Raw genomic sequence first — 2,873 nt, 5'->3', positions numbered from 1 at the left:
TCGATCGCGGAGTCGAGCTGCTCGGCCATCTGCGTGTCGTACACCGCCCGGTCGACGGCCCGCAGCACCCCGATCGGCGTGTGGTGCAGCGTGTCGGGGTCGGCGAGCCGGGACAGCGCGAACGCCGTGGTCGGCGAAGCGGAGTGCGCGTCGTGGACCAGGATCAGCGGCTCGTTCTCCGGCGTGACGGTGACGACCTTCAGATCCCCGGTCACCGCGTCGCGCACGACCCCCTTGGAGCCGAGGCCGTCCTCCAGCGGGGCGCCGAAGCGGATCGGCCGCCTGTGTTCCAGGCGGATCACCGCCTCCTCGGCCTGCCGGCGGTCCTTGAGGACCTCGAAGGCGCCGTCGTTGAAGATGTTGCAGTTCTGGTAGATCTCGACGAGGGCGGTGCCCGGATGGGCGGCGGCCTGCCGCAGGACCTCGGTGAGGTGCTTGCGGTCGGAGTCCACGGTCCGTGCCACGAACGACGCCTCCGCGCCGATCGCCAGTGACACCGGGTTGAAGGGCGCGTCCAGTGAGCCCATCGGCGTGGACTTGGTGATCTTGCCGACCTCGGAGGTCGGTGAGTACTGGCCCTTGGTGAGCCCGTAGATCCGGTTGTTGAACAGCAGGATCTTCAGGTTCACGTTGCGCCGCAGCGCGTGGATCAGATGGTTGCCGCCGATGGACAGCGCGTCCCCGTCGCCGGTGACGACCCACACCGACAGGTCCTGGCGTGAGGAGGCGAGCCCGGTCGCGATGGCGGGCGCGCGGCCGTGGATGGAGTGCATCCCGTAGGTGTTCATGTAGTACGGGAAGCGGGAGGAGCATCCGATGCCCGAGACGAAGACGATGTTCTCCTTCGCCAGGCCGAGTTCGGGCATGAAGCCCTGTACGGCGGCGAGGATCGCGTAGTCGCCGCAGCCGGGGCACCAGCGCACTTCCTGATCGGACTTGAAGTCCTTCATGGACTGCCTGGCCTCGGCTTTGGGCACCAGAGTGAGCGCCTCGATCGTGCCCGGGCCTTCCGTGGTCGTCTCAGCCATCGATGGCCTCCTTGAGAGCCGTGGCGAGCTGCTCAGCCTTGAACGGCATGCCGTTCACCTGGTTGTACGAGTGGGCGTCCACCAGGTACTTCGCCCGGACCAGCGTGGCCAGCTGGCCGAGGTTCATCTCGGGGATGACCACTTTGTCGTAATGCCCCAGCACCGCGGCGAGATTGCGCGGGAAGGGGTTGAGGTGGCGCAGATGGGCCTGCGCGATGTGCTCCCCGGCGGCCCGCAGCCGGCGTACCGCCGCGGTGATCGGTCCGTAGGTCGAACCCCAGCCCAGGACCAGCGTGTTCGCCGTCCCGGTGAGGTCGTCGACCTCCACGTCGGGGACGTCGATGCCGTCGATCTTCGCCTGCCGGGTGCGGACCATGAAGTCGTGGTTGGCCGGGTCGTAGCTGATGTTGCCCGTGCCGTCCTGCTTCTCGATGCCGCCGATGCGGTGCTCCAAGCCCGGCGTGCCCGGGATCGCCCACGGCCGGGCCAGCGTCCTGGGGTCGCGTTTGTAGGGCCAGAAGACCTCGGTGCCGTCGTCCAGCGTGTGGTTGGGCCCCTGCGCGAACTGCACCCGCAGATCGGGCAGTTCATCAATCTCGGGGATGCGCCACGGCTCCGAGCCGTTGGCGAGATAGCCGTCGGAGAGCAGCAGCACCGGCGTGCGGTACGCGAGCGCGATCCGGGCCGCCTCGACGGCCGCGTCGAAACAGTCGGCGGGCGTACGGGGCGCCACGATCGGCACCGGCGCCTCGCCGTTGCGCCCGTACATCGCCTGCAGCAGGTCGGCCTGCTCGGTCTTGGTCGGCAGCCCCGTCGACGGCCCGCCGCGCTGGATGTCGATCACCAGCAGCGGCAGCTCCAGGGAGACCGCCAGCCCGATCGTCTCGCTCTTGAGCGCCACCCCCGGACCGGACGTCGTGGTCACCGCGAGCGACCCGCCGAAAGCCGCGCCCAGCGCCGCCCCGATCCCCGCGATCTCGTCCTCGGCCTGGAAGGTGCGCACACCGAAGTTCTTGTGCCTGCTCAACTCGTGCAGGATGTCCGAGGCGGGAGTGATCGGGTACGAGCCCAGGTACAACGGCAGGTCGGCCTGCCGGGAGGCGGCGATCAGCCCGTACGACAGCGCCAGATTCCCGGAGATGTTCCGGTAGGTGCCCGTCGGGAACGCCTGGGTGGCCGGCGCGACCTCGTACGAGACCGCGAAGTCCTCGGTCGTCTCACCGAAGTTCCAGCCCGCCCGGAACGCCGCGATGTTCGCCGCCGCGATGTCGGGCTTCCTGGCGAACTTGGTCCGCAGGAACTTCTCGGTGCCCTCGGTCGGCCGGTGATACATCCACGACAGCAGACCCAGCGCGAACATGTTCTTGCTGCGCTCGGCCTCCTTACGGGTGAGATCGAACGACTTCAGCGCCTCGACGGTCAGCGTGGTCAGCGCCACCGGGTGCACGGAGAACCCGTCCAGCGAACCGTCCTCCAGCGGACTGGCCGCGTACCCGACCTTCGACATCGCCCGTCTGGTGAACTCGTCCGTGTTGACGATGATCTCCGCACCGCGCGGAACATCGGCGATGTTCGCCTTCAGCGCGGCCGGATTCATCGCCACCAGCACGTTGGGCGCGTCGCCCGGCGTGAGGATGTCATGGTCGGCGAAATGCAGCTGAAAAGAAGAAACGCCCGGCAGTGTTCCTGCGGGCGCACGGATCTCGGCGGGAAAGTTCGGCAGCGTCGAAAGGTCGTTCCCGAACGATGCCGTCTCAGAGGTGAAACGGTCCCCGGTCAGCTGCATACCATCACCCGAGTCCCCCGCGAACCGGATGATCACCCGATCGAGCCGGCGTACGTCCT

Annotated in this window: 2 protein-coding genes; both read right to left on the bottom strand. The window is 68.1% G+C overall.

The features are described 5' to 3' along the window. Window positions 1-1,028, bottom strand: a 1,028-nt coding sequence (locus tag ACFVH5_RS44205) for a 2-oxoacid:ferredoxin oxidoreductase subunit beta (protein ID WP_385839340.1), incomplete at its 3' end; no start/stop codon positions are given. Then, window positions 1,021-2,873: 2-oxoacid:acceptor oxidoreductase subunit alpha (locus ACFVH5_RS44200; RefSeq protein ID WP_385839339.1), on the bottom strand; the 1,853-nt coding region annotated here is incomplete at its 5' end. The genes ACFVH5_RS44200 and ACFVH5_RS44205, both read right to left, overlap by 8 nt.

This window comes from Streptomyces sp. NPDC127119, assembly GCF_042677425.1.
In the GTDB taxonomy this organism is placed as follows: Bacteria; Actinomycetota; Actinomycetes; order Streptomycetales; family Streptomycetaceae; genus Streptomyces.
The sequence above is the reverse complement of the archived record's forward strand: the minus strand, read 5'-3'. Positions and strand labels throughout refer to the sequence as shown.